Here is a 24704-nt window from a genome sequence, read left to right as displayed (position 1 = left end):
TCACCAGGTGACCGGGAGCTCGTGAACACCGTAGATGACGGCGTCGCTCTTGAACGGCAGGTCCTCAGCCGGTACGGCGAGGCGAAGGGTGGGAATGCGACGGAACAGGGTGTCGAAGACGATCTGCAGTTCCATCCGGGCCAGGTTCTGGCCGAGGCACTGGTGGGGGCCGAAGCCGAAGGCCAGGTGGTGGCGGGCCCCGCGCTCGAGATCGAAATCGCCCGGGTCCTTGAACGCCGCCGGGTCCCAGTTGGCCGACAGCATCGAGACGATGACGCCCTCGCCGGCCTTGATGCTCGCCCCGCCGATCTCCACGTCTTCGGTGGCCACCCGGGAGGTGACTCCGTCGGCGATGGTGAAGTAGCGCAGCAGTTCCTCCACGGCCATGGGCGTCCTGCTCGGGTCGGCCGTGATGAGGGCCAGTTGCTCCGGGTGGGAGAGCAGCCCGACCACGCCGAGCGAGATCATGTTCGCCGTGGTCTCGTGCCCGGCGGTCAGCAGCAGGAAGGCCAGGCTCACCAGGCCCGCGTGGTCGAGGGTGCCCTGCTGGCGTTGCCGGGCGATCTGCCGGCCCAACAGATCGTCGCCGGGTTCGGACTCCTTGCGGGTGATCAGGCCGTCGATGTAGACACGCAGTTCGGCCAAGGCTCGCTGGCGGTCTTCCAACGAGGTCTTGCGCACCATCATGGCGGTGCGGCTCTGGAAGAAGTCGTGGTCGGTGTAGGGGACGCCGAGCAGTTCGCAGATCACCAGGGAGGGCACCGGCAGGGACAGCGCCTGCACCAGGTCGACCGGTCGCTGGCCGGTGGCGAGCATGTCGTCGATGAAGTGGTCGACGATGTCCTGGATTCGCGGGCGCAGCGCGGCCAGTCGCCTCACCGTGAACTCGCTGATCACCGAACGGCGGGCCGCGGAGTGTTCCGCGCCGTCCATGCCGAGCATCAACGGCGGCTGGCTGCGGAGCTGCTGGAGGGTCGCCGCATCGAGGGTGAAGAGCGGGAAGCCGTCCTTGCGCTTGTCGGAGGAGAAGCGGGGGTCGGCGAGAACGGCACGACCTTCCGCATGTCCGGACACCCACCACGCCTCGCCGCCGCTGGCCAGGCGCACCTTGCTGACCGGCGCCTGCTCGCGCAGCCGCTCGTAGGCGGCGGGCGGGGCGAACGGGCAGCCCCGCTCGACCGGCAACTCCAGGTCGGCGAGTTCACCGGCAACGCTCTTCGTCATCAATGACCTCCCAGTGATAGGTATGTCTGACTTGTTCTGCTTGTAGACGGCCTCAATGGTGTGATCGACACCGCCGGCACCGGCTTCCGGGCCTGTCGGATCGTCTTGGCAGGATGAGAGGCTCATGTTGTGCCACCGTCGGGTCCGGGGCGCTCCGAGGCTGCCAGCCGGCTCGTCACCGGCGCTCATCGCAGGGTGAGCGAGGTCTCCGATGCGCTGCGATCGGCATCTCCGGGTTGCGGACGCGCGGGAGAGGCCGGTGACGCGGGCGTCCTCGCGGATCTCGCGGCGACGGTGGCGGCACGGCGCGCGCGCAGGCCGCCGACCAGGCACAGCACGACACCCAGCGTGAGCCAGGACAGCAGGACGATGACGGACTGGGCAGCGCCGCGGCCGTCGAAGAACGCGGTGGAGCGCAGCAACTGCCCACCCGACCCGGGCGGCAGCAGCCGGCCCAGCATGCCGGACCAGCCGGGCAGCATCTCGGGTGCGGTCGCTGCGCCTGACAGGGGATTGCCGATGAGCATCATGGTGACGGCGCCGAGACCGAAGCCGACGAACCCGAGCAGTGCATCCAGCCCGAGGATGCTCAGGGAGGTGGCCGCGATGGTCAGGGCGACGGCGCCGCTGTTGGCCCAGTAGGAGCCGCCCAGCGAGCCGAGCCAGAACTGCAGGATCGCCGCCGCAGCCATGCCGCCGGTGACCGCGAAGGCGAGCGCTCCGGTGACCCGGCGGGTCGCGCCCCGGACGAGTCTGGTCAGCAGGACCGCGGCGAGCAGACCGACCATCACGAGGGGAAGGGCTCCGGCAGCCAGGCCGGCGCCACGCGGGTCGTCGGCCGGCAGGGCGGCGAGGTCGCGGATCGCGGCCTTGGCGCCGCCGGTCTGTGCCTGCGCCTGGCTGAGCCCGGCCGCGACGCTCTGCAGGGTCTGGGCGATCGCTCCGCTGGCGGCGGAGGCGATGACGACCTGCGGGGCGCCGGAGCTGACGTCGATCGCCCCGTACACCTCCCGGTCGCGGATCAACCGTTCGGCGGCCGCGGTGTCGGCGACCTCGGTGATTTCGAAGGCGTCCGGCAGGCGCTGGGCGAGGGCGGTGCTGACCTGTTTGACTGCGGCGGCCGGCCCGGCGACGGCGATCGGCACATCGTGTACCGACGAACGCACCGACGGCCAGGCGAAGGCGGTGAGCAGCACACCGGTGATCGCTGTGAGCAGGACGACTGCCTTGGCCACTGCCGGCCAGGGTGACGGCGATGTGGCGGCTGCCAGAGGGGCTGGGGCCTGGGGGGCCATGTCTACTCCTCGAAGAGAACGTTTGCGTGATGACGGGGCGGGTCGGTACGCGCTTGTGCCGATGAGCGGATGCCTCGCCGGGCTGCTCAGCACTGTCGAGATACCGCGATCAAGGCACGGCGGTTGCAGCTCTACTTCAGCGTGAGCGGGATCTCCGACGTGATGCGCGTCAGCTTCTGCGGGTTGCGGACGTAGTAGAGGCCGGTGATGCGGGCGTCCTCCACGCGGGCTGCTATGACGCCGTCGATCTCGCCGTCCACGCGCAGGAGGAGGGCCGGGTTGCCGTTGACCACGGTGGACTCGCTGGTGAGCGCGATCTGGGCCTTGCCGAGGCCGCTGACGATCATGCGGGCCACCTTGTCGGCGCCGATGATCGGCTGCGGCGCGGCCTGCTTTACGCCGCCGCCGTCGCTGATCAGGACGACCTCGGGGGCGAGCGCGTCGAGCAGGCCCTGCAGATCCCTGGCTTCCAGCGCGCGCTGGAAGGACGCCACAGCCGCCCGGGCCTGGCTCGGGGAGACCACCTCACGAGGCCGCCGGGCATCGACGTGCCGGCGGGCGCGGTGCGCGATCTGGCGTACGGTCGCCTGGGTCTTGCCGACGGCTTCCGCGATCTCGTCGTAGCCGACGTCGAAGACCTCGCGCAGCACGAAGACGGCACGCTCGGTCGGCGACAGCGTCTCCAGGACGAGCATCAGCGCGATCGACACACTCTCGGCCAGCTCGGCCTCCTCGGCCACGTCCGGCGTGGTGAGCAGCGGCTCGGGCAGCCAGGGGCCGACATAGGCCTCCTTGCGGCGCTTCAAGGCGCGCAGCCGGTCCAGCGAGCGCCGGGTGGCGATCCGGACCAGGTAGGCGCGCTGGTCCTGCACCTGGTCCATGTCGACCTTGACCCACCGCAGCCAGGTCTCCTGCAGGACGTCTTCGGCGTCGGCCGCTGAGCCGAGCATCTCGTAGGCGACGGTGAACAGCAGGTTGCGGTGGACGACGAACGCCTCGGTGGCAGGGTCCATCCGGCCGGCACCAGCCGTCGGCTCGGTCGGACCCGTCGTTGCCTCGCTGCGCTCGTTCATTGCCGCTCCTGCCTGTTCGCTTCTCACCTTGCTTCATGCACAAGGCGCCGGCACCCACCGCTGTGTGACACCCGGCATCGGTGACACACGTCACATGACCGCACTGTCACAAAGCGCGGGGCGCCGACGCCGCATGGTCGTCAGGACGCCGCACGAACGGCGCCCGCGTCCCACATCTCCACGAGTGATCGCCTTGACCCCGTTGCGTGGTGACCGCCGCGCGACTCATACCGCAGAAAGAACGGAACGCACATCATGAGCAAGGTCTGGTTCGTCACCGGCTCGTCGCGCGGCCTGGGCCGCGACTTCGTCGAGGCCGCCCTGTCGCGCGGCGACAAGGTGGCTGCCACCGCCCGCAACACCGCAAGCCTGGACGAACTGGTCGCCACCTATGGCGACGCCGTACTCCCGCTCGAGATGGACGTGACCGACAAGGCCGCCGTCTTCGAGGCCGTCAAGCGGGCCAAGCAACACTTCGGCCGCCTCGACGTCATCGTGAACAACGCCGGCTACGCCATGATCGGCGCGATCGAGGAGCTGACCGAGCAGCACCTGCGCGACCAGCTGGAGACCAACCTGTTCGGTGCGGTGTGGGTGATCCAGGCCGCTCTGCCCTACCTGCGCGAGCAGGGCGCGGGCCACATAATCCAGATGTCCTCGGCCGCCGGGCTCATGGCGTTCCCCCTCGGCGGCGCGTACCACGTCTCCAAGTGGGCCGTGGAAGCCCTGAACGAATCCCTCGCCCAGGAGGTCGCCGACTTCGGCGTCAAGGTGACCATCATCGAACCCGGCGGCTTCGCGACCAGGAACGGCAAGAACCCCGATCCCCTCGCCAACGGCCACATGGCCGAGCCCGACCCGGCCTATGACGCTCTGCGCCTGCGCATCGCCGGGATCGCCGGCAAGCAGCCCGCCGGCGACCCGGCCGCCGCCGCCCAGACCCTCCTCAAGATCGTCGACTCCGACAACCCGCCCCTGCGGGTGCTGTTCGGCCTGGGCTTCTACCCCATGATCCAGCAGGTCTACGCCGACCGGCTCAAGACCTGGGCAGACGGACAGGACCTCTCGGCCCAGGCCCACGGCAACCTCGACCAAGAAGAGCGCTGACCCGTTGCAGAGTCGACCCACCCGAAGCAAGCCAACCGACAGGAGCAACACATGAAGCACCGCATCGTCGTCCTCGGCGCCGGCTATGCCGGGGCCTACGTGGCCGGGAACCTGGCCCGCCGGCTGTCCCCGGCGGACACCGAGATCACCGTCGTCAACGCCGAGCCGGACTTCGTCGAGCGGCTGCGGCTGCACCAGCTCGCGGCCGGCCAGCAGATCGAGGCTCCCGCACTCGCCGACGTCTTCGCGGGCACCGGGATACGGCTGCGCCTGGCTCGTGTCACCGCCGTCGATCCCGAGCGCCAGGTCGTCGCCATCGCTGACGCCGACGGCGGCGGCGAGCTCGGCTACGACACGCTGGTCTACGCGCTCGGCAGCCACGGCGACGACTGCGGCGTCCCCGGCGTGGCCGAGCACGCCTTCGACATCGCCGCCCGGCCCTCGGCGCTACGCCTGCGCGAACGCCTCGACAGCCTGGACAGCCTTGGCGAAGGCGGGAATGTGGTGGTCGTCGGCGACGGGTTGACCGGCATCGAGACCGCCACCGAGATCGCCGAATCCCGCCCCGGCCTGTCGGTGGCGCTCATCGCCCGCGGCGAACTGGGCGCCCGGCTCTCCGACGGAGCACGCAGCCACCTGCGCCAGGCCTGCGACCGGCTGGGCATCACCGTCCTGGAGCACACCAGCGTCGAAGCCGTCGAAGCGATGCGGGTGCTGTGCGCCGACGGCACCGCCCTGACATCCGAAGCGACCGTGTGGACGGCCGGGTTCGCGGTCAACCCCATCGCCGCCGCCAGCGGACTGGAGGTCACCCAGAACGGGCGGATCATCGTCGATGACACCATGCGGTCGATCTCGCACCCGAACGTCTACGCCGCCGGCGACAGCGCCCACGCCATCGGCGACAACGGCCGGCCGCTGCCGATGTCCTGCGCATCGGCCGGCGCCACCGGCCGGCAGGCCACGGACGCCATCGTGGGCCGCCTGACCGGCGGCAAGATCGCCAAGAGCAAGCTCGACTACCCGGGCAACCACATCAGCCTCGGCCGGAAGGACGGGATCCTGCAGCCGGTCGACGGCGAAGCGCAGGCCAAACCGACGTACGTGGGCGGCCGGAAGGCCGCGCGCATCAAGACGGGCATCCTGAAGATCTCGCTGTGGGGCGTCTCCCACCCCACCTTCGGCCTGCCCAAGCGCAAGCGCCGCCTGGCCGCCTTCGAGGCGTGGGGCCGCGTCCCCGAGTCCTTCGTCCGCTGAACCGTAATGATCAATTCGGTGAAAGGGCCGGCCGCCGTGCCTGGGCTCGCTCGCATGGCACTGAGCACTTCCGCCGTCTAGAGATGAGGAACTCGTATGAAAAGACAGCAACGTCGATCAGTCGGGGCGATCGCCGCCCTGGTGCTCGGCGCGGCACTGACCGTAACGGCGTCGCCGTCGCTCGCAGCGGCGGCCGAGCCCGTTCCCGCTCCGGTGGGCACAGGCAAGCCACCAGCGGCGCCCGCCTTCCCGACGTTCGTGCGGCTGCCGGCCGATCAGGCGGCGCATTCGGACGCGCGCCAGGAATGGTGGTACCTGGTCGGACACGTCAACGCCCGCGGCCACCGGTTCGGCTACCAGGTCACGATCGGCGGCGCCGGACGACCACAGGTCATGATCGCGATCTCCGACAAGACGACCGGCGCGTTCTACACCGAAAGCAACAGCTACTCGCTCGACCAGACCAGCATTTCCACTACCGAACTGGACATTCGCACGCCCACGGCGATGCTGTCCGGCCCCATGGAGGCGATGCGCCTGCGCGCCACGCTGCCGGTCGGCGAGATCGACCTGACACTCAAGGCGCAGGGGCCGGTGCTGTACAACAACGGGACTGGGCTGATCCCCTTCCTCGGCGGCACGAGCTACTACTACTCCCTGCCCAGCCTGGCGACTCAGGGAACGCTCAAGGTGAACGACCGCACCTATCCGGTGACCGGGCAGTCATGGTTGGACCGCCAGTGGGGCACGTGGGACTGGAGCACCATGCGCAAGTGGACCTGGATGGCCGTGCAGCTGTCCAACGGCGACCGGGTCAACCTGTGGGACCTGTTCGCCGAGGGGAACGAGTTCCCCTACGCGACCGTGCTGCGCCGGGACGGAACCCACGAGGTCGTCGCGGTGAATCCGCTCGCCGACACCACCTCCGGCTTCTGGACCAGCCCCACCAGCGGGCAGCGGTACGGCACACGGTGGAGCGTGAACATCCCCGCGCTGGACGCCGGCCTCACCGTCATCTCCCGGCCCGGGCACGAACTCCAAAGCGCTTTCGGCGGCCTCTACGAGGGCGCGGCCACCGTCACCGGACGGTACCGGGGCAAGCCGATCACCGGGCAGGCGTTCGTCGAGCAGAACGGCAACTGGCGATAGCGCCGCTGACAGACGCCCGGCCCTGAACGGCCCTGAAAGGCCAGTTCCGCCCCATCACCACATCACACCTGAAACCCTCCTAGGCGCTCCGCGTCGGCACCTCCACCGCTCCGCTGTGCTCCGGTTCGCCCAAAACGATCGAAAGGATCCCCCATGTCCGTCGGTCTCCTGCTCGCCGCACCCGAGGCCGTGGAGCTCTCCGTCGCCGCCGCTGGCTACGACATCGGCTCCGGGCGCACGCTGCCCACAGTGGCCGTCGTGGTGGGACTGATCAGCGTGGTCATCGGCGGGCTGGCCCGAGCCCGCTCCACGGGACGTATCGGCGTCGGCAACCGGCGCGCCAGCGCCGCCACGGCCCTGACACTCGGGCTGACCAGCCTGATTATCGGTGGACTGCATGCGGCCAACTCCGCCGGCGGCTTCGGTACCGGCAACGGGCTGGCTGCGGCCATCTTCGCCCTGCTGCTCGGGCTGATCGGCATGGTCCTGGGTGGGCTGGCCCTGTCCCGAGCCCGCCGCACCGCCTGACTCGAACAATGCTCGGCTTCACCGTCGCCTCCGACGCGGGTCCGTGTCGGATGTGGTGACGTCTGAGCATCTCCAGTCGTGGGCGGCCGGGTTGGATGAGCTGTTCGCGCGGGTGGCCAGCCGTTTCGGGCGGGTGGAGCCGCGTCGGCAGGCGCGGGCGTATCTGGTCGGGTTGCTGGCGCCGGTGAAGCGGAAGAACGGCTGGCAGCTGGCCGAGGCCGCGGGTGATGCGCAACCTCATCGGATGCAGCGTTGACCTGCGCGGGCGGTCCTCATGCGATCCCATCCTGGATGGGGCGGATCGGGACTCGCCCCGCGCGGGGGGTGGCCACTTCTTTGCCTGAGGCATGTCGTGATCAGGCTGTATGGACAGTGACGCCGGACTGCGTAGCACGTATACCGTTCGCCTGGCCAGCGGCAGGCGTCGTCCTGCCGGCGATTTTGCCGACACGATCAAGACCGGCCAGGCATGTGGGTGAGCCGACGATCTAGGCTGCCAGCGGTTCCGAACCTCCCGAGCGAGCAGGCCATTAAATCCTCCTGCTCGCCCGGGCCTTGCAGGACGCGACCGTGTCCTCCTGTCTACGCCGGCCTCGTCGGCGTAGACAGGAGTGTCCTGGTCACGGTCATAACGCGGATTGTCCCCGCTGAAGAGGGACTGCCCCGAGCGGAGACCGTCAGCTGATGTCGAACAGGACGTCGACCCAGTAGTTCGTGCCCTGATAGGTGCTGGTGGGGAAGGTGTTGGACGCGCCGTAGGCGTACACGCCGTTGGAGCCGGCGACGCCGCCGTTCTCCAGCGCGGTCAGCGGGTGGTTGCTGTGCGCGTTGAAGAACCCCTGCTGGGTGTACGAGAAATGCCCCGATGGGGCGAAATAGGAGGCGACATAAATGGTGTCGGCGCTGAGGGCGACCGGTGAGGAGAAGTACGCCTGCTGCCAGCCGCTCGCGCTCTCACCCGAGAAGGTGACGGTGGCGAGCTGCGTGCCGCCGGTGGTCCACAGGCTGCCGACGTGGGTGCCGGTGTTCTGGGAGCCCTTGTAGAAGCGGATGCCCCTGGCGGTCCCCGCGACTGCGGTCCGGAACTTCACCCCGAGCGTGACCGGGTCGGTGCTGGGGTGATTCTCCACGGCGGGGGTCGCCGCGTCGGTCCATATGGCGTCGGAGCGCAGGAAGACCGGTTCGACCCAGTAGTTGGTGGCCTGGTAGGTGGTCGACGGGAACGCGTTCGTCGTGCCGTAGGTATAGAGGCCGTTGCCGGCCCCGGCGGTACTGGCCGGCGCGGTCAGGGGCGGGTTGTTGCGGTCGGTGGCGAAGTAGTTGAGCGTGTAGGAGAAGTGCCCGACTGGCGCGAAGTACGAGGCGATGTAGGTGGTGTCGGCGTCGATCGGCACCGGTGAGGAGAAGGTCGCCTGTTGCCAGCCTGATGCGCTCTCGCCGGTGAAGGTGACGGTGGCGAGCTGTGTGCCGCCGGTGGTCCACAGGGCACCGAAGTGGGTGCCGGTGTTCTGGGACCCCTTGTAGAAGCGGATTCCCTGCACGACTCCGGACGTGGAGGCGCGGAACCTGACCCCGAGCGTGACGGGGGCGCCGCTGGTGTGGTTCTCGACTGCCGGGGTCGCCGAGCTGGGCCACAGGGTGTTGGTGACCACGTGGTTCACCCCGGCTGAGGTGCTCGGGGCGAGGGTGACGAGGGCCTCGCTTTCGAAGGCCTGGCCGCCGAGGAAGACGGCCGTGAGGCGGTGGGTGCCGCCGCTCAGCGCCGAGGTCTGGAGCTGGGCGTGGCCGTTCGCGTCGATGAAGTCCGTGCCGAGCAGCGTGGTCCCGTCCTTGAAGGCCACCTTTCCCTGCGGGTCGATCAGGGAGGGATCGACGCTGACCGTGGCGGAGAGCGTGACCTGCTGCCCTTCGACGGATGAGCCGGAGGGCGAGACGCTCAGCGTCGTCTGCGACGGCACGTCATCGGGCACCGAGACGCGGGTGTTGGGGCCGGACGTGGTGCCCTGGAGCGTGACGTTGTTGGTCAGGGCGAAGACCCGGCCGGTGACCGCGGCCCCCGAGCTGACCGTGGCGGCGTTGTTGGCCAGCACGTTGCCGCGGAACGTCGAGCTGACGCCGAGGGTGGCCGTGCCGGTGATCTGGAAGAAGACGTTGTCCGTCTGCGCGCCGTTGACCAGGTTGAGGTTGCTCACGGTGGCGGTCGTCAGGGTGGCCGCGCGGAAGATGAAGATCGCGTTCGGGTCCGCCTCGGCGTCCAGGGTGAGCGTGCCGTTGATCTGGAAGGTGGTGCCGGACGACGGGACGTAGACGCCCGGCCCCTTGACCGTGCCGCCGAGCTGCGCGGCCACGCTCGCGGTGACGCCGCGGCCCGCGGCATTGTTGTAGGCGGCGACCGCGTCGGTCTTGGCCGACGCGGCGGTGGCGTCGCCGGCGTGGATCGTGCCGATCACCTGGCCGGGCGGGAACCCGGACACCACGGTGCCCGGGCTGGTGCCCAGGTCACCGGTGACGGTGGTGTTGTCGGCGTTGGCGACCGCGCCGCCCGCCAGGACCGCGAACCCGGCCGCGTTCCCGAGCGGGATCAGCGGCGCGGCTACGGCCCTGTCAGGCATCACCGCGAAGAGACCTGTCGCGAGGATGATCGGGATCGCCGCCAGCGCGGTGCGGCGCGCGCCCGGCCGGCGCGCGGGCAGCGCGCGGCGGGAGCGGAGGCGGGCGAGCGGCGCCGGTGACGGCGAGCCGAGCGGCCCTGAAGTGCGGTGCGACGGGGCGGGTGTCGCCGAGGTACGCCCCTGCGAGGGGAACACACCCCCGTTGTACTGCTGTCATGGCGCTGAGTAACTGAGCTGCTATGCCACGTCATGCTAACTATGGGCCAGCTCACCCTTACGGTAAGTTGGCGAAACGTTGGATCTCGTCCGTGCGTCCGGACACGATGACATGGCTTCCGCGGCGCCCGGGGATCCTCGTCGTCGCCGGGGCCGGGAGGTGGTGGAGCTCTGGGGTATTCCATCCGTCGTGATCGGCTGACCAGCATTTGATCGGACACAAGCCGCAGCGGCGACCGATTGATCACTTACGGTGTTAACGTCTGCGTGACCTCCCGTTCCACCTACAGGTACAGGTACAGGAGGACATGCCCATGAGGAGACGCAGCCTCGCGTTGCTGACGGCGCTCGCCACGGTGAGCGGGACGGTGGCGATCACGGGCGGAGTGGCGGGGCCCGCCTGGGCGGACACGTGCGCGGAGGACGTGGCCTGTGCCACCACCACGACCTTCGACGTGAGCGTCGGTGCGCTGGAGGTCACCGTGCCGGACACCGCCGATCTGGCCAACGACGCCGCACCCGGCGGATACGCCTACGGGCAGCTCGGGGCGATCACGGTCACCGACGCCCGCGCGTCGGCCACGCCCGCGTGGACCGTGACCGTGAGCAGCACCGACTTCGTCACCGGCGGCGGCGACGACCCGGGCGAGACCATCGACAACGGCGACGTCTCCTACTGCTCCGGAGCCGCCACCGCCACCACCGGCACCGGGACCTTCACCCCGGGCCAGACCGGCTGCGCCGCGCCGCCCCCGGCGACGGGGCAGACACTCGGCGTGAGCCGCACGGCCTTCAGCCACACCGACGGCACCGGCAACAACTCCGCGACGTGGAACCCGCTGCTCACCGCACGTCTGGACATCAGCAACATCGGCGGCCAGTACACCGGCACCATCACCCATACGGTGACCTGACCGCGTGGGCGAGCACCGCGCGATCCTCCGCTGGGCGGGGCTGCTGGCCGCGCTCGTCCTTGCGCTGACCGGTGCGCCGGTGTGGGCGGCGGATGCTCCGGACGGCTCGGACGCGGGCCGTCCGGACCGGACCGGCTCCGGCGGGATCGGCCTCGGCATCAGGCTGTTGGAGGCCTCCTCGAACCGGCGGGACGACCCCCGCGCCCGGGTCTTCATCGTCGACCACATGAACCCGGGCAACAGGATCACCCGCCGGTTCGAGGTTCGAAACCCCTCGAGTCACTCGCAGCATGTCCGGGTGTACGCGGGCGCCGCGCAGATCGTCGACCACGAGTTCGTGCCGGCGGCGGATCGGGACGCCAACGAGATCAGCTCGTGGGTGTCGATCGACCGTCCCGACATCGTCGTCCCTGCGCACGGCCGGGCCGAACTCCGGGCGACGATCGACGTCCCCGGGTCGGCCTCCAAGGGGGAACGGTACGGCGGCATCTGGGCCGAGGCCCGATCCTTGGCCGGGCCCCGCCGCAACATCGAGATGGTCAACCAGGTGGGCATCAGGCTCTACCTCGACATTGGCCCGGGCGGCGACCCGCCCTCGGACTTCGCGATCGACCAGCTCACTCCGGGACGCACCGCCGACGGCGTGCCGATCGTCAAGGCGACGGTACGCAACACCGGCGAACGCGCGCTCGACCTCGGCGGCAAGCTGTGGCTGTCTGAGGGAGCGGGCGGGCTCCGGGCGGGCCCTTACCAGGCGCGGACCGGGACGACCCTGGCGCCGGGCGACAGCGCGCCCGTCATGGTCAACCTCGATCCCCGGCTGCCCGAGGGGCCGTGGCAGGTCAGGCTCACCCTGGAGAGCGGCCGGGTCCGGCACACGATCACCGGTAGGCTCACCTTTCCGGCACAACCGGGAACGTGGGGACTGCCGGCCGTCCTGGACAGCCTGTTCACCAGTCCTGTCATGGTCACGGCCGCCGCCGGGGCCGCCGCAGCCGTCGCGCTGTGTGTCTTGCTTATCCTGCGCCGGCGCGCCCACAGCCGCCACAACTAGACGAGTAGCTCCGATGCGGCTCAGGGGTGTAGGCAGGTGACGGGTGCGCCGGTGTTGCGGTGCCATTTCGCGCAGATCATCGCCACGATGCGCTGGGCCGCGCGGACGACGACGCCCTCGACGGTGCGGCCGCCGTGCTGTTCGAGGTCGAGGTGGCCTTTGAGAATGTCCCACCGACTCGATCAGCTGCCGAACCGTCTCGAGTAGAGCTTCTTCCGGTTGCGAGGTGTCGCAGTTGCGATAGAAGAGTCGCAGCAGGCCAATACCGCGGTGGCAACTGCCGCGACGTGGATGACCTGGACACGCCGGACACCAGTGCCTCACCGCTCCCCACCGCCTCGGCGTAGCGCCGCCGGCGGCGGTGCGCGAGCGCCTCGCACGCCGGGCCGCAGTACAGCGCATTCGCGCGGGCGGTGGCCCACACCGGCCTACGGCAGTACCGGCAGCGTCCTTCCCATGGGCACCTCTACGGCAGGTTGGCGAAGCGTTCGACCTGATCCGTCCGGCCGGACACGATGACGACGTCGCCGTAGCCGAGCACGGTCTCCGCGGTGGCGTAGGTGAACTCCTGCCCCTGGCTCTTGACCGCGACGATGGTGACGCCGTACTTCCGCCGCAGGTCGGACTCCCCGAGCGGGATGCCCACGTACTGCTTGGGCGGAGGCGTCTTGGCGAGCGCGAAGTTGTCGTCCACCTGCATGAAGTCGAGCATCCGGCCGCTGATCAGGTGGGCGACCCGCTCGCCCATGTCGTGCTCGGGGAAGACGACGTGGTGGACGCCGATGCGGTCGAGGATGCGTCCGTGCTGCCGGCTGACCGCCTTGGCCCAGATGTGCTCGATCTCCAGCTCCACGAGCAGCGACGCGGTCAGGATGCTCGCCTCCAGGTCGCCGCCGATCCCGACGACGGCACGGTAGAAGTCGGGCACGCCGAGCTGCCGCAGCGCCTGCATGTCGGTGCAGTCGGCGGTGGCGATGTGGGTGATCTCGCCGGACAGGCTCTGCACCACCTTGGCGCGGTTGTCGATGGCCAGTACCTCGGTGCCGCGCCGGGTGAGCTCGACGGCGAGCGAACTGCCGAACCGGCCCAGCCCGATCACCACGACCGGATCGCTTGTCCTGTCAGCCAACGATGACCCTCTCCTCGGGGAGTTGGAAGCGGCGGGTACGGTCCTTCAGCGCGAGGGCGGAGCCCAGGGTGAGCGGACCGGTCCGGCCGACGAACATGAGCAGCACGAGCAGCACCTGCCCGGCCGGAGGGATGTCCGTGGTGACACCGGTGGAAAGGCCCACGGTGCCGAACGCCGAGACCGCTTCGAACAGCACCTGATCCAGGCTGTGCGGGGTGAGCGCGAGCAGCGCGTACGTGGACACGGCGACCAGCGCCACGCTGACGAGGCTGATCGAGATGGCCTGGCGCTGGGTGCTCTGCGGGAGGCTGCGGTGCCCGACGGTGACCTCGCGCTCGCCGCGCAGCTCGGCCCAGATGACGAAGGCCAGCAGCCCGAACGTGGTGACCTTGATGCCGCCCGCGGTGCCGGCGCTGCCACCGCCGATGAACATCAGCAGGTCGGTGGCCAGCCAGCTCGTGGGGTACATGCCGGCGAGGTCCAGGCCGTTGAACCCGGCCGTGCGCGGCATGACGGCGGTGAAGAACGCGGCCAGGACCTTGGCCTGGCCGTCGAGCGCGCCCAGCGTGCGCGGGTTGTCCCATTCGGCGGCCAGGAAGACCAGCGTGCCGCCGACGAGCAGGATCAGGGTGACGCCGACGGTGACCCTGGTCAGGACCGACCAGCGGCCCGGCCGCCGCCATGCCCGCAGCAGCTCGAACACCACCGGGAAGCCCAGCCCGCCCACGATCACCGTTACGGCGACGGTCAGGCAGATCCACGGGTCGGCGACGAACCGCATCAGGTTGTCCGGCCACAGCGCGAAACCGGCGCTGTTGAAGGCCGAGACCGCGTGGAAGACGCCCAGGTAGACGGCGCGGCCGAACGGCTCGCCATGACCGATGAGGAACCGGCCGGTGAGAACCACCGCCGCGGCCGCCTCGCACACCAGGCTGAAGACGACCACCTTGCGCACCACGTGCCGCAGGTCCGCCATGCTCAACGTCTTCGTCTCGGCCTGCGCGAAGATCCTGGCCCGCAGGCCGAGACGGCCGGCCACCAGGATGGTGAACAGCGTGGCGAGCGTCATGATGCCCAGCCCGCCGACCTGGATGAGACCGGCGATCACCCCTTCCCCGAACGCCGACCAGTGCGTCCCGGTGTCCACGACCACCAAACCCGTCACGCACACCGCCGAAGTGGAGGTGAACAGCGCGGTCAGTAGCCCCGCCGCTTCGCCCGACTCGGTGGCGATCGGCAGCGCCAGCAATGCCGTGCCGATCAGGACCACTGCCGCGAACCCGACGACGATCACCTGGGCCGGATGGTGGAAGCGGTTGAGGACGCCGGGGGCACGCCTCACGACTCGCCGCCCCGTCTGCGCAGCCGCCCGAACCAGGCGGGCACCTCGCGCTCGTCGTCGAAGCCGCGCGCCACGACGATGTCGGTGGAGGAGTGCAGCAGGATGGACAGCACGATCGTGACCGCGACGAGCTGGAAGACCTGCACGTTCGCGGCGATGCCGGAGCCCAGCACCAGCAGCCCGTACACCACCGACGCGAACCCCTTGGGACCGAACCACGCCACCGCCGCCTGCTCACGCACCGACAGACCGGAGCCCAGGAACGACAGCCAGATCGCGACCGGCCGGGCCAGCACCAGCGCGCCGAGCGCGAAAAGCCAGCCCGTCCAGCCCACCGAGCCGAGCAGCGCCGGCGTGATGAGCGCGCCGAACAGCAACAGCGCCGCCAGCTTGAACAGCTCCGCGATCAGCTCGCCGAAGTGCTCGAACGACTCGCGCTGCCGCGGGCCGAACGTGGCCACGGTGATGCCCGCCGAGAACGCGGCCAGGAACAGGTTGCCGTGCGTGGCCTTGCCCAGGGCGAGCACGAGCAGACCGATGGCCAGGGCGTTGAGCGGCTCGTACTGGGTGGAGGCGGCGAACCAGCGCGTCTGCTCCAGCTTGATCGCCAGCCAGGGCACGGCGACACCGATCAGGACGCCGACGCCGAGCTCCAGCCCCAGCTCGCCCAGGTGCAGGTTGTCCGCGCCCTGGGCGATGGCCAGGAACACGATGACGAACGGCAGCGCGAGCCCGTCGTTGATGCCGGACTCGACGTTGAGCAACTGCCGCAGCCGGGGCGGCACCTTCTCGTTGCCGACCAACGCGGCGGCGAACACCGGGTCGGTGGGCGCCAGGATGGCGCCGACGAGCAGCGACTCGATCCAGCCCAGCCCGGCCAGGTAGTGCGCTCCGACGGCGGTGATGACCAGCGTGAGCGGCAACCCCCACCCCAGCGCCCGGCCGGGCAGCCGCCACGCGGCGCGCAGGTCCTGCCAGCCCACCCGCATGCCGTCGCTGAACAGCACCGCGAACAACGCCAGCTCGGCCAGCGTGCCCACCAGCGGATCGGTCGCCTGCACCGAGACCACGCCCAGCACGCCGTCACCCAGGACGAACCCCGCGACCAGGAACAGCGCGGCCGTGGACAGGATCGTACGGTGAGCGAGGCTGGACAGGAGCACGGCGAGCAGCAGAACGCACGCGAACGCCGTCAACAGCGTGGCCAAGGGGAACCTCCGGTCGATGTCCGTCCAACGTGAAACCTTGCCGACCAGACTTCCCGGCGCACCGCGCCCACCGTAACGCAACCCCCCGACGCGCATTTACACGGGAGCCACGAGGGCGGGCCGCTCGGACGGCCGGAACGCCCCGCGCCTGCCGGCGAAGCCCGATGCGCCGGTCGCCGCTGGCCGCTGGCCGCTATGCCATGGAGTCTCGCGATGGGGCGCGACTTGCGCGCATTGATTCTTGCATTGAGCAAGAGTCGTGTACTGTCGTGTCCAGGTGAGCCGGGAAGTCTGGTCGGCGCTGTTTCGCTGTGCCGTCCAGAAGGTGGTCGAAGATGCCCCCGCCGCTCCGTCCCGTCGTTCACCTTCGCGTCGAAGGCGCTGGCACCCCATGACAGGAACATCAGGGCCGCCCCCCGGGCTCTCGGTGGACCGGTGGCTGTGCGGCCCGATCACCGTTCTCGACCTGGCCGGATCCCTCGATGCCGTGGACGCGCTGCGCCCCTACCTGGTGCCTCCACTGGCCCACCGTATGCCGATGATCGTTGTGGACCTGACCCGGCTGGAGACGGTCGCCCCCGAAGCGTTCGAGATGCTCGCCGACGCGTGCAGGCACGCCGACGAGGCAGGCGGACGGATGATTGTCGTCACCCGTCCCGGGACCGCGCCCGACACTCCGGACCTGATCTTGTCCTCCTCCATGGAGGGGGCTCTGGAGGCGTTCGTGATACCTGGCCGCGGAGGCCGCCACCGCAGCCGGGACCGCGCGGCGGGCGGTGTACAACAGGGGGATGGAACAGCGCCCCCCGACCCAGGTGGACGGTGACGAACTCGACGCCGTGACCTCCGCCGTCGTCACCGGCTCCCGCCTGCTGGTGGCCATCGCGGCGCGTTCCCTGGCCGGTGCGCAGGACAAGGTGACGCTGCCCCAGTTCCGCATGCTCGTGGTGCTCTCGGTCCACGGCGAGACCAAGCTGGTGAAAATGGCGGAGCTGCTCAACGTCAACAGCTCGACGGCCATGCGGATGGCCGACCGGCTGGTCGCCGCCGGGCTGATCGTCCGCGAGGTCAATCCGCACAATCGCCGCGAGAGCCTGATGCGGCTGACCGCGGAAGGGCGGCGGCTTGTGGACGAGGTGACCGGCCGCCGACGTGAGGAGATCGCGGTGATCCTCTCCCGCATGACGTCCGACGAGCGCAGCGCGCTCGTGGCGGCCATGGCCGCCTTCACACGAGCCGGTGGTGAACCGCCGGAGGACATCCGCTACCCACTGGGCTGGCCGGACGCCTGACGCGTTTGCAACCCAAGCCGAAGGCCGGCACGTCAGATCAGGAGACGTCGTGTGACGATGCGGGTGCCGACCTCGTGGTCGCACCAGAGCTGGAATTGGTCCAACAACCCGCAAGAACGGCTGAACAAGGAGATCCGCCGTCGCACCGACGTGGTCGGCATCGCCCCGACCGGTCCGCGATCGTCCGCCTGATCGGCGTTGCTCTAGCCGAACGGACCGACGAATGGCTCGACGCCCGCCGCTACATGGGCCTGGAAGCCCTCGCCGAAGCTCACCTGCGCGTCCCGCCCGGCGACACACCAGTGCGGCATCCACTCCCGCAGAAACCTATTGTTTGACCTGCACAGGATCCCACGAAGATCGATGGGGAGCGAGGTTGGCCAGACCGCGCTTGAGCACGGACCAGACCTGCTCCACCGGGTTGAGCTCCGGTGCGTAGGCGGGCAACTGAAACACCGTCAGCCAGGCACTGCGAGCGTCGATGTAGGCGCGCATCGCCTTGGACAGGTGCCGGCGGTCGTTGTCCCACACCAGCACGATCTTCCCGCCGAGCTGGGCGTGCGCGGCATCCAGCAGACCGGCGAATTGGCGCGGGCCAAAGCCCTTGATCTCACCCGAGCGGCCGCGTCGCAGCAGCGTGCGGAATATCAACGGGGTGCGCTGCCGCGGCCGGATGCAGGTCAGCGCGGCCAGGCTCACTCGCCCGTATCCCTTGCCGGTGACCTTGACGACCGGGGTCTTGCCGCGTGGAGCCCAGGTGCGCGCCTTGGGCGGGCGCAGGCTCTGGCCGGCCTCGTCCTCGAAAACCAGCCACGCACCCTGCTCAGCGACGGTCGCTTTTGATCCGCGGCCACTGCTCGGCCACCCACCGCTCGATCACCTCCTCATCGCGCTCAATGGCCCGATGCACCGGCACCTGCGGACTCCACCCGACGCGATGCAGCAGATACGACACCCCGCGCGGGGTATAGCGGACATGGAACAAGGTGGCGATCAGATCGGACACCCGCGCCAACGTCCAGCGCTGATCCTCCTCCCAGCCGTGCGCCGCCGGGCCACGCTCCAGCTCCGCCGCCAGCCGGGCCAGCCGACGCTCATCCAACCGGCACTTCTCCCCACCGGGTCCCTTGGAGGCCAACACCTGCGCACCACCCTGCTGCCAGGCTCTATGCCACCGACTGGCCGACATCCGCGTGATCCGAAACCGCCGGGCCACCTCCGCCGCCGAGACCCCTTGAGCGAACAACTCCACCGCCTGCAGGCGTAATCGCTCCCGCCGCTCGCGCTCCTCGGCGCTCAGCCCACCACCATGCGCATACCTCACCCACCGGGCATAACCCAGCCAGCCACCGCCGTCACTACCCCCGAACGGCTGTAACTCCTACCTTTCAATCTCAGTAGCATGTTCGGCTGTCAGCCTGTGTGATCAGGTTGGAGAAGGCGTTCTAGCGAGGTCAGGCGCCGTTGGGAATGCGGTAGAGGACGCGCGACGTCGCGAACCATTCCCGGTCAAGGAACCGGCCCGTGATGCGTCCCGCCAGGGTGAGGAAGCTCTCCACTGTCAGCTGAAACCCGACGTCCCAGCCCACTTCCAGGTCATCCGTGTAATGCCGGAACTCTTCGATCGCCCCCAGCGAGCCTATGAGCTCCCCATCGTAGTAATAGAGCATGCCCTCATCGGGGAGCTTATATATGTGATCCATATGCATATGGGTGAAGATGCGCCTCCGTTCCGTGCTGGCTTCCTCTTCAATCGAAAGTCGCCCGCTCATGGCGACCGCGACGGACCAGCCTGGAGAATGCGTCCCGATCCATACCAGAGTGTCCTGGGCGTTATCGCCAGCCTCATTGAACGCCGTTTCAAGATCGCAAAGGATCCCGGAATGCTGATCCGCCCGGAAACGCTGCGCGATCTCCTCTATGTCCTCCGTGTCGATCCAGGCCGCATCGAACCGTCCGTTCAAATTGTGCTCCTCCAGGAGATTCCATTGACTCTCCGTCGGCACAGCTCGTGACATGTCCAACAGCTCGCTCCTTCGATGTTGTACAACGCTATAGGGTGGAGGCGATCCTGCAATCGCCTCCACCCTATAGGCATCCTGACTAGACCATCGCAGCCCTCCAGGTCGGCACCGGTCGCCGCCAATCGAGCCGTTCCGGGCTCTGGACTAGCTCACGATCTTGACCCAGAACTGGCTGTCGGGCACGACACGGTAATCGGCATAGAACATGGCGAGGGCTTCCCCGTGCGCATCATTGTGGGCGTAGCTGACGGCTTTGATGGAGTAGTTCCCATCCTGCATGCCAGCCCCCTGCTTGGTCGAGGCGAACGGATACTCATCGCATGCCACGTCCTTTTTGTTCGGAACCCCGGCGACCACCTTGTCTGGAGGTTGGTACGTCTCCTCGAAGTAGTACTTGCAGTAGTTCACTGAGAAGAGATCCCACGGCCTCGGCTTATCGATATCCGGCCAGCGTCGCTGAAGAGAAGAATTCTTATCCGTGGTGAACTGCAAGCCTTCAAACTGAGCCCGGTTGGCGTTCGCCTTCTCCTGGTTCACCTTGATCAACGGCGTGCTGCTCAGGTTCACCCAGTTTCCGTGGATGGCCTTGCTCACGGGAGTCACGATGCTGATCTTCGCGGGCGGATGCTCGGGGTGAGTCCAGTCGTGACCGGGTCGCTTCGGAGGGGCGGTGCCCGCGTTGGTCTGCGGGTTGAGCGCCCTTTCGATGTGCTGGATGACTTGGAGGAAGTTCGCGTTCCTGCTCTTGGACATTACGAACACTCGGGGGACCGAAGGGATGATGCATCCCCCTCTCCGTTGATGCTTCCCAAACCCGACTTGTTCCCAGTCGCACTGGACCACAGGCACCAATTCCGTGTACGGGTAACCGTCCCAGTCGCTGACGGGAATCCCCGTACCGTGCCGGAGAACCATGTTCTCGTCGACCTTGTATCGACTGTCGACAAGTTTCCGGTTCCAGAGCGGGATGGCCAGGCCTGTGCCCTCGTCCTCGCCCGGAATGAAGACGACGACACCGACCTCGCACCGGTGGACGCCGCTGTTGATTCCTTCCCATCCGAGAAGGAACTGGGCGTCGGGGGCGGCATGCCATGCGGAGACATCACGCAGTGTTCTGGGTCCGCTCTGATAGCGGCACTGCCCCGCCCCAGAGTCGGGGTGGACCTTCATCTCGATCCCGCTCAGGTCATTCGACGGCACCTTCACGTCACCGTCGCTGCCGACGACGGCGAACCCGTCGAGGCGGGTCCATATCTTGAACGTCTGGGCCGACAGTTGCCCCTGGGAGAACTCTCGCCCGCTTGCGTTGCCGAGCATGGTGTGCATGACCCAGGTGGCGCGGAAGCGGAACGCATCGTCGTCCTCGACTTCGACCGCCTCCCCGTTCTTCTTCTTCGCCTTTTTGAGTAACGACCGCTTCGCGGCCCGCACCATCCCGCCCGTGAAAGGATTCTCGGCGAATTCCAGGACGTAGATGTAGGACGACCAGCAGTAGTTGTAGCTGGATTCATGGATTCGGGACTGGCCGAAAGCGTACTCTCCCTTCATCCAGGTCACGTAGGTGTCTGCTGTGTCTCCGTCATAGTTGTCGGCCAGGGAGTGGCAGTCATCCAGCTCGACCCGCTTGTAGAAGCCGCCGTCGATGGCGGTCGCAGGCGGGGTGTTCGCCGCCGTGGCGGGGGCGGCGTGAGCCTGCGCGGATGGCGTCGGCGCAGCCCGGGACTGGGTGAACAGGTCGGCCACCCCGGCTGCTGTCAGCGGCCGCTGGTAGACCCGGACCTCGTCGATGCCCCCGGCCATCGCCGCGCCGATCCGCAGTGGGGCCTGGGCATCCCAGGGGGGAAGGACAACCGCGTGGTTCCGGCCTGTGTCCCGTCCAGGTACAGGGTGGCCGTCCGGGTGGCCGCGTCGTACGTTGCTGCCAAATGGAACCACTCGTCGACCGGTGGCTCAACCTTCGATAGGACACCCTCGGCCATGGCATCCGTGGCGTCAGCGTTAGTGAAGGTGAACACCAGACCGTGTTCGGCGGTGTTGCCCAACCGGAACGGCGCCTGGTGGGTGCCTCGCTGCTCGGCAACGGTGTCCGCCCAATATCAGTACGGAGTGCTCCACGGTGATGTCCTCTCACTGACCTACATTCTGTAACTTTCATTTTGTAGCTTATGCTGTGAGACGACGCAAGGGAGGACGATGGCCACAGGATCGACTCGCCTGTCCAAGCCGGCCAGGCGGGAGCAGTTGCTCGACACCGCCATGGCGATCGTGCGCGCCCACGGCACCGACAGCCTCACGCTGCTCAGCCTGGCGGAGGCCGCCGGAGTGAGCAGGCCAATCGTCTACGACCACTTCGGCACCCGCCCCGGCCTGCTGATCGCGCTCTACCGGCGGCTCGACGAGCGGCACCGGGCCGCCGCGGCGGAGGCCCTGCGTGACGCCCCGGCCGTCCCCCGCGAAATCGCCCGCGTCCTGAGCGCCGCCTACTTCGCCTGCGCCACTGACATGCCGGAGTGGACCGCCATCTCGGCCGCGCTCAAGGGGAGCCAGGAGATGGAGGAGATCGAGCGCGAGCTGCTTGACGGCTACACGGACCTGATGGTCACCGCCCTGCGGCCGTACTCCGGGCTCACGCAGGAAGCCCTCCGGCTCCGCTGCGTCGGCGTGCTGGGCGCGGCCGAGGCGATCGCCGCGGAGGTGAACCGGGGGCGTGCCACCGTCGCCGCGGCCATCGCGGCGCTGACGGACCTGACCGTCGACGGCATTGACACCGGAGCTCAGGATTGACGCTGTCGCGGCCCATTGTGTGGTGATGCTGCCGAAGAGCAGGACCCCGCCCGAGGCCGCGTTGCCCCTGGCCGGTGAGGGACTACGCCCCCGGGAGAGCGTCACAGCCCCAGGCCCGCCTCAGCGCTGGGCCAGGACAACCATGAACTTCGGAGTCATAGCCCTCGCTCAAGAGGAGTCGATCTTCGACCGGATACTGCCAACTTCGATGACGGGAGCGCCGATATTTCGGCACCCATCGAAGTGACAACGCCCAGCTTGAGAGCGGGCTCCACTGTCATCTTCGCTGCCTCCAGACATACGCGCCGGCGACCCGGAGCCGGCCCGCCGGATCGTCGAGGCCGTGGAGGCGCAGACCGGCGGCGTACGCGTACCCGTGGCCCTGAGCAGGAGGCATCTGTCCCGCGCGCTGCTCTCGGACGGCGCCGACGCGGAGTCGCACTACCGCGGCGCGCTGGCGGGCTGCGAGCTCGACCAGCGCCTCTTCGACCGGGCCCGGATCCAGCTCCTGTACAGCGAGTGGCTGCACCGCGACCGAGGAGCCGAGGCCCCGCCGATGCTCAGGGCGGCGCGGGAGACCTTCGAGACGCTCGGGGCGGAGACCTGGGCACGGCGTGCCCTGGGCCCGTTCCGCGCGGCCGGTGGCACCCTCGACCGGGCCGGGCGGTCGCCGCCCTGCTCAGCCCGCAGGAACCGGAGGTGTCCAGGTTCGCCGCGAAAGGGTTGAGCAACCGCGAGATCGGTGAGCGACTCCACCTGAGCCCGCGGAGGGTGGGCTCGCTCCTGTACCGGGCGCTCCCCAAGCTCGGAATCTCCACCCGCGCCGAGCTCCGCGACCTCGACCTCGACTGAGTTCGGAGCCGGCCGAGGCCCCGCCCGGCGCGGCCGGCTTCAGCGGCGGACGGGTTTCGCGACCTGCCCCGCCACGAACATGCCGATGGCCACCAGGGCTGCCCCGAGGACCAGAAAACCCAGATCCCACAGAAGCTGGTCGGCGCCGTGGCGGACGTGATGCACGCCCATGACCAGGTGGTCGATGACGCCCTCGACGAGGTTGAACACGCCCCACCCGGCGATGATCCAGCCGGTCAGTGCCCTGCTCGGCACCGGTGCGGCACGCACCAGCAGCGCGAGACCCGCGCAGACCAAGATGAGGCAGAGGAGGTGGAACAGGCCGTCACCGAGCATGTTGATCTTTTCATCGTGCGGATACCAGCCGGACAGCATGTGGTGCCAGCCCATCAACTGGTGCAGCACGATCCCGTCGACGAACCCGCCGAGGCCCAGCCCGAGCACCAGACCGGCGGAGCGTGTGGAGGCCATGGCCGGTCCCGTACCCAGGACAGGCCGGATAACCGGGTTTCCGAATGATGCGTCCCTTGACCATGGTGTACCGAGTGCGGTGACCACGAACGTTCACCGGCATGAGTGATCAGGCTGCTCGAGCACGTGGTCGATCCCAGCGGCGTTGTTTCTCGCTGCGGACACGGGCGCGTTCCCGACGCTGGGCGGCCAGCACGTCGGGATTGGCGTAGCGCGTAAACGCCCAGGTAGTGACGGCTTCGTCTTGCTGGCGGCGGACTCTGATTGTTGATCGCAGGTGATCGCCATTCCTTCCGCGTGTGGCGGCGGCGCATGCTGCTACGAGTCCTGTGATCGCGGATCAGCCCGGGTTCTCAAGAACGGGCGGGCCGTGAATGACGTCGCCGCCGATGATGGGGCGGATGGCCGCGGCTGCTGCCCCCGCTTGAACTTTGCTTGGTTCAGCCTTGCGCTACTCTCCGCATTCGAGTCATTACTTGAAGTCAAGATGCGGAACGGAGAGAACCAGCGTCGAAGCGTTAGTCGGCGTTCGTGCTGGCCGCTGCTTCTGCTCTGTCTGACTCTTGTCGGCTGCCGGGGAGGCGTGACTCCTTCCCTGCCCGAGGACGTTCCCAAGACCCATCCAGCTCAGAGCTCAGCCAAACCCTCGCCGGGACCGCACGACGTGGTCGTGACGACGTACACCGAGTACTGGCCGGTGCTCGCCCAGGCCGGAAAGTCGTCCCCCGAGCAGGCGCGGAAGCTGCTCAAGCCGTACGTCCAAGGGGCCTACCTCGACCACCTCGTCAACGGCGTGCGGCGGATGGTGGAGCAGGGACGAGAGCCGTACGGCCAGATGATCCCGGGGGTGAAGGAAGTCCGCGTGGGTGGGAAGCACGCCGAGGTCGTTGACTGCCAGGACATGTCACAGGCAGGCATGGCCGACCGGCGGACCCATCTCCTCATCCCGGAAACCGCCAAAGGCCAGACCAGGGCCGACATCCGTGCCCAGCTGGAGCAGTCCTCCGACGGCCGGTGGCGGCTCACCGGCATCGTGCTGCCGACGACGACAACGGGGCATGGCGATGGGGAGACAGCTGGATCGCCTACGGCGGCCATGAGATCGCCCGCCCCGGCACTCGCGGGGGAGCAGGCGCTCGCAGAGCAGGAGGGGGCGGCCTGCTGATCGCATCC

The 24704-nt window shown here is 68.7% G+C and carries 25 protein-coding genes and 3 pseudogenes; 14 read left to right on the top strand and 14 right to left on the bottom strand.

Annotated elements, in window-relative coordinates; all coding sequences use genetic code 11:
• The 3 genes from AB0H81_RS07740 to AB0H81_RS07730 form a co-directional block, all read right to left on the bottom strand.
• Positions 1-1224 (bottom strand): cytochrome P450, encoded by a 1224-nt coding sequence (locus AB0H81_RS07740; protein ID WP_358370695.1) that lies wholly within the window; start codon positions 1222-1224, stop codon positions 1-3.
• Between the two features lie 185 nt (positions 1225-1409).
• On the bottom strand, positions 1410-2459 hold the full coding sequence (locus AB0H81_RS07735; protein ID WP_358370692.1) for a hypothetical protein: 1050 nt from the start codon (positions 2457-2459) through the stop codon (positions 1410-1412).
• Between the two features lie 191 nt (positions 2460-2650).
• Positions 2651-3592 carry an RNA polymerase sigma-70 factor gene (locus AB0H81_RS07730; RefSeq protein ID WP_358370689.1) on the bottom strand — a complete coding sequence of 314 codons (942 nt, stop codon included), beginning with the start codon at positions 3590-3592 and terminating at the stop codon, positions 2651-2653.
• A gap of 255 nt (positions 3593-3847) precedes the next feature.
• On the opposite strand from AB0H81_RS07730, the gene AB0H81_RS07725 reads away from it, so the two are divergent.
• From AB0H81_RS07725 to AB0H81_RS07705, 5 genes and pseudogenes are all read left to right on the top strand, one after another.
• Positions 3848-4699, top strand: coding sequence for an SDR family NAD(P)-dependent oxidoreductase (locus tag AB0H81_RS07725; RefSeq protein ID WP_358370687.1), 852 nt, complete (start codon positions 3848-3850; stop codon positions 4697-4699).
• A gap of 51 nt (positions 4700-4750) precedes the next feature.
• The gene (locus tag AB0H81_RS07720; protein ID WP_358370684.1) at positions 4751-5956 is read left to right on the top strand and encodes an FAD-dependent oxidoreductase; all 1206 of its coding nucleotides are present in this window, start codon (positions 4751-4753) and stop codon (positions 5954-5956) included.
• Positions 5957-6052: 96 nt separating this feature from the next.
• A complete protein-coding gene (locus AB0H81_RS07715) occupies positions 6053-7105 on the top strand; it encodes a lipocalin-like domain-containing protein (protein ID WP_358370681.1) in 1053 nt (350 codons plus the stop codon).
• A 153-nt stretch (positions 7106-7258) separates the two neighbouring features.
• Positions 7259-7633, top strand: coding sequence for a DUF6223 family protein (locus AB0H81_RS07710; protein WP_358370679.1), 375 nt, complete (start codon positions 7259-7261; stop codon positions 7631-7633).
• 91 nt (positions 7634-7724) lie between these two features.
• Positions 7725-7883, top strand: a pseudogene (locus tag AB0H81_RS07705) (IS701 family transposase); the annotation flags it as partial.
• Positions 7884-8310: 427 nt separating this feature from the next.
• On the opposite strand, the gene AB0H81_RS07700 reads toward AB0H81_RS07705, so the two are convergent.
• A complete protein-coding gene (locus tag AB0H81_RS07700) occupies positions 8311-10440 on the bottom strand; it encodes a DUF4082 domain-containing protein (protein WP_358370677.1) in 2130 nt (709 codons plus the stop codon).
• A gap of 335 nt (positions 10441-10775) precedes the next feature.
• Here AB0H81_RS07700 and AB0H81_RS07695 point away from each other — a divergent pair, with 335 nt between their 5' ends.
• Positions 10776-11375: a hypothetical protein gene (locus tag AB0H81_RS07695; RefSeq protein WP_358370674.1), complete on the top strand. Its 600-nt coding sequence runs from the start codon at positions 10776-10778 to the stop codon at positions 11373-11375.
• Between the two features lie 4 nt (positions 11376-11379).
• Positions 11380-12429: a hypothetical protein gene (locus AB0H81_RS07690; protein ID WP_358370671.1), complete on the top strand. Its 1050-nt coding sequence runs from the start codon at positions 11380-11382 to the stop codon at positions 12427-12429.
• Between the two features lie 77 nt (positions 12430-12506).
• Here the strand turns inward: AB0H81_RS07690 and AB0H81_RS07685 are convergent.
• From AB0H81_RS07685 to AB0H81_RS07670, 4 genes and pseudogenes are all read right to left on the bottom strand, one after another.
• Positions 12507-12624, bottom strand: a pseudogene (locus AB0H81_RS07685) (IS982 family transposase); the annotation flags it as partial.
• Between the two features lie 271 nt (positions 12625-12895).
• On the bottom strand, positions 12896-13558 hold the full coding sequence (locus AB0H81_RS07680; RefSeq protein WP_358370669.1) for a TrkA family potassium uptake protein: 663 nt from the start codon (positions 13556-13558) through the stop codon (positions 12896-12898).
• The gene (locus tag AB0H81_RS07675; RefSeq protein ID WP_358370667.1) at positions 13551-14900 is read right to left on the bottom strand and encodes a potassium transporter TrkG; all 1350 of its coding nucleotides are present in this window, start codon (positions 14898-14900) and stop codon (positions 13551-13553) included. The genes AB0H81_RS07680 and AB0H81_RS07675 overlap by 8 nt, the downstream gene beginning before the upstream one ends.
• On the bottom strand, positions 14897-16108 hold the full coding sequence (locus AB0H81_RS07670; protein ID WP_358370665.1) for a cation:proton antiporter: 1212 nt from the start codon (positions 16106-16108) through the stop codon (positions 14897-14899). Before AB0H81_RS07670 ends, AB0H81_RS07675 begins: the two co-directional genes overlap by 4 nt.
• A 391-nt stretch (positions 16109-16499) precedes the next feature.
• On the opposite strand from AB0H81_RS07670, the gene AB0H81_RS07665 reads away from it, so the two are divergent.
• The 3 genes and pseudogenes from AB0H81_RS07665 to AB0H81_RS07655 form a co-directional block, all read left to right on the top strand.
• Positions 16500-16934 carry an STAS domain-containing protein gene (locus tag AB0H81_RS07665; protein WP_358370662.1) on the top strand — a complete coding sequence of 145 codons (435 nt, stop codon included), beginning with the start codon at positions 16500-16502 and terminating at the stop codon, positions 16932-16934.
• A complete protein-coding gene (locus AB0H81_RS07660; protein ID WP_358370659.1) occupies positions 16900-17400 on the top strand; it encodes a MarR family transcriptional regulator in 501 nt (166 codons plus the stop codon). Before AB0H81_RS07665 ends, AB0H81_RS07660 begins: the two co-directional genes overlap by 35 nt.
• 96 nt (positions 17401-17496) lie before the next feature.
• A pseudogene (locus tag AB0H81_RS07655) lies at positions 17497-17738 on the top strand (transposase); the annotation flags it as partial.
• On the opposite strand, the gene AB0H81_RS07650 reads toward AB0H81_RS07655, so the two are convergent.
• From AB0H81_RS07650 to AB0H81_RS07630, 5 genes are all read right to left on the bottom strand, one after another.
• A complete protein-coding gene (locus AB0H81_RS07650; RefSeq protein WP_358370813.1) occupies positions 17728-18210 on the bottom strand; it encodes a transposase in 483 nt (160 codons plus the stop codon). The pseudogene AB0H81_RS07655 and the gene AB0H81_RS07650 overlap by 11 nt on opposite strands.
• A 13-nt stretch (positions 18211-18223) precedes the next feature.
• Entirely contained in the window at positions 18224-18724 is a 501-nt protein-coding gene (locus AB0H81_RS07645; protein WP_358370657.1) for a winged helix-turn-helix domain-containing protein, read from the bottom strand.
• 130 nt (positions 18725-18854) lie between these two features.
• Positions 18855-19364, bottom strand: a complete 510-nt coding sequence (locus AB0H81_RS07640; RefSeq protein ID WP_358370654.1) for a hypothetical protein — start codon at positions 19362-19364, stop codon at positions 18855-18857.
• Positions 19365-19568: 204 nt separating this feature from the next.
• On the bottom strand, positions 19569-21224 hold the full coding sequence (locus tag AB0H81_RS07635; protein WP_358370652.1) for a hypothetical protein: 1656 nt from the start codon (positions 21222-21224) through the stop codon (positions 19569-19571).
• Positions 21179-21466 carry a LamG-like jellyroll fold domain-containing protein gene (locus AB0H81_RS07630; protein ID WP_358370649.1) on the bottom strand — a complete coding sequence of 96 codons (288 nt, stop codon included), beginning with the start codon at positions 21464-21466 and terminating at the stop codon, positions 21179-21181. Before AB0H81_RS07630 ends, AB0H81_RS07635 begins: the two co-directional genes overlap by 46 nt.
• A 151-nt stretch (positions 21467-21617) precedes the next feature.
• On the opposite strand from AB0H81_RS07630, the gene AB0H81_RS07625 reads away from it, so the two are divergent.
• From AB0H81_RS07625 to AB0H81_RS07615, 3 genes are all read left to right on the top strand, one after another.
• Complete coding sequence (locus AB0H81_RS07625; RefSeq protein WP_358370647.1) at positions 21618-22208, top strand: TetR/AcrR family transcriptional regulator; 591 nt, start codon at positions 21618-21620, stop codon at positions 22206-22208.
• Between the two features lie 343 nt (positions 22209-22551).
• Positions 22552-22935, top strand: coding sequence for a hypothetical protein (locus AB0H81_RS07620; protein ID WP_358370644.1), 384 nt, complete (start codon positions 22552-22554; stop codon positions 22933-22935).
• A complete protein-coding gene (locus tag AB0H81_RS07615) occupies positions 22932-23060 on the top strand; it encodes a hypothetical protein (protein ID WP_358370642.1) in 129 nt (42 codons plus the stop codon). The genes AB0H81_RS07620 and AB0H81_RS07615 overlap by 4 nt, the downstream gene beginning before the upstream one ends.
• Before the next feature lie 39 nt (positions 23061-23099).
• On the opposite strand, the gene AB0H81_RS07610 is transcribed toward AB0H81_RS07615, so the two are convergent.
• Positions 23100-23531, bottom strand: a complete 432-nt coding sequence (locus AB0H81_RS07610; RefSeq protein ID WP_358370640.1) for a DUF2243 domain-containing protein — start codon at positions 23529-23531, stop codon at positions 23100-23102.
• 670 nt (positions 23532-24201) lie between these two features.
• On the opposite strand from AB0H81_RS07610, the gene AB0H81_RS07605 reads away from it, so the two are divergent.
• Positions 24202-24696, top strand: coding sequence for a hypothetical protein (locus AB0H81_RS07605; protein ID WP_358370637.1), 495 nt, complete (start codon positions 24202-24204; stop codon positions 24694-24696).
• Positions 24697-24704: the final 8 nt, after the last annotated feature.

It is taken from the genome of Nonomuraea sp. NPDC050691 (assembly GCF_040654455.1).
In the GTDB taxonomy this organism is placed as follows: domain Bacteria; phylum Actinomycetota; class Actinomycetes; order Streptosporangiales; family Streptosporangiaceae; genus Nonomuraea.
This window is presented reverse-complemented; position numbering and strand designations above follow the sequence as displayed.